Origin of the sequence: Streptomyces sp. SID11385, assembly GCF_010548245.1 — a bacterium.
Taxonomy (GTDB): Bacteria; Actinomycetota; Actinomycetes; order Streptomycetales; family Streptomycetaceae; genus Streptomyces.
Window position 1 is genome coordinate 1 of sequence record NZ_JAAGLR010000635.1, and the last position, 1,703, is coordinate 1,703.

Consider the following 1,703-nt stretch of genomic DNA (forward strand, 5'->3'; position numbering starts at 1 on the left):
CGTGGCGGCCGAGTCCAGGCCACCGCTCCCGGAGGCTGCGCGACGGCGGCTCGGGCAACTGCTCGGCGCGCGCGGGGACCAGCGCGGCAGCGCTCCCGACCTCACCGAGCTGCTGCCGCAGTGGCTGGAGCGGGCCAACGCGCACGGCTACGCGTCCCCGCCGGAACACCTCCCGGCACTCCTCGACGCGGCCAGGGGCCGCACCGACCTGCGCCCCGCCGTGCTCGCCTTCGCCGGAGTACGGGGGCGGTGGCTCGCCGAGCAGAACCGCGAGTGGTCCTTCGTACGCCGTACGGTCGTGGCGCCGCCCGCGCACGAGGTCGCGGCGAGCGCTCCCGGGGAGGACGAACGGCTGTGGGCCGAGGGGCTGTTCGCCGAGCGGGTCGCCCTGCTCGCCCGGGTGCGCGAGAGCGCGCCGGAGCGGGCGCTTTCGCTGCTCGGCCCGACGTGGGCCAAGGAGCGGGCCGAGGACCGGCTGCTCTTCCTCGACTGCCTGCGTCCCGGCCTCTCGCAGGCCGACGAGCCGTTCCTCGAAGCGGCGCTCGACGACCGCGGCCGGAACGTCCGCGCCCTCGCCGCCGAACTCCTCTCCTCTCTCACCGGTTCCGCGCTCGCCGCGCGCATGGCGGAGCGGGCCCGCGCCTGCGTGCGGCCCGCCGCTGGCGGTTCGCTCACGATCGACGCGCCGCACGCGTGCGATGCCGCGATGGAGCACGACGGCGTCGCCGCGAAACCGCCCGCGGGGCGCGGTGAGCGCGCCTGGTGGTTCGGGCAGGTCGTCGAGGCCGCACCGCTCTCGGTATGGCCGCTCCACCTCGGCGGCGCCTCTCCGGCGGAACTCGTCGCGCGGCCGGTCGCGGAGGGCTGGCGCGAGGAGTTGCACGCCGCCTGGTGCCGGGCCGCCGTGCGCCAGGGGGACGCGGAGTGGTCGCGGGCGCTGCTCGGTGCGCCGGTCGGCGGGGAGCAGGGCGCGACGGCGCTCGCCGAGCGGGCCAGGCTCCTCGCCGTGCTGCCCGCCGGGGAACGGGCGGCGTGGGTGGCCGGTTTCCTCGCCGCCAACGGTCTGTCGGAGGCGTTCCAGTTGCTCAGCGGCTGCGCGACCCCGTGGCCGGCCGAGCTGGGCCGGGCGGTCGTGGACGCGCTGAACATCGCACGCGACGCGGGGAGTTACCCGTGGAGCTTCAGCGGCGTCATGGGCCTGGCCGAACGCTGCCTCGACCCGGCGGAGGCCCCCCACCTGGAGAAACTGATCGGCTCCTTCGAGGAGAACGAGGACAGCAAACCGGCTGCGGGCCTCTACTGGACCGACGTCTTCCACCGCCTCCTCGCCACCCTGCGCCTGCGCGCGCTGATGCGCGCCGAACTGGACGGGGAGCCGCTGACGGAGACGGCCTAGCGTTGCGCCCATGACACCGACAACACCTGCGACGCCCGCACCGCCCACGCCGCCCACGGCGTCCGCGGCGTCCGCGGCGTCCGCGGCGTCCGCGGCGGAGAACCCCGATCCCGCCCTCGTCCGGGCCGCCGCCCAGCTTGCCGCGCGACTCGGCGCGGACGACAACCACTCGGTCGCGGCGGCGGCGCGCGATGCCGAAGGGCGCGTGGTCACGGGCGTGAACGTGTACCACTTCACCGGCGGTCCCTGTGCCGAACTCGTCGTGCTCGGCGCCGCCGTGGCGGAGGGCGCGGGGCCGCTCGTACGG

At 76.5% G+C, this 1,703-nt stretch carries 2 protein-coding genes; both read left to right on the forward strand.

Annotation, left to right across the window (positions count from 1 at the left end; all coding sequences use genetic code 11):
• On the forward strand, nt 1-1,396 hold a 1,396-nt coding region (locus tag G3I42_RS19405; protein ID WP_239096558.1), incomplete at its 5' end, for a DUF5691 domain-containing protein.
• A 10-nt stretch (nt 1,397-1,406) separates the two neighbouring features.
• Nucleotides 1,407-1,703 (forward strand): cytidine deaminase (locus tag G3I42_RS19410; RefSeq protein ID WP_239096559.1); only part of this gene is annotated, 297 nt, incomplete at its 3' end.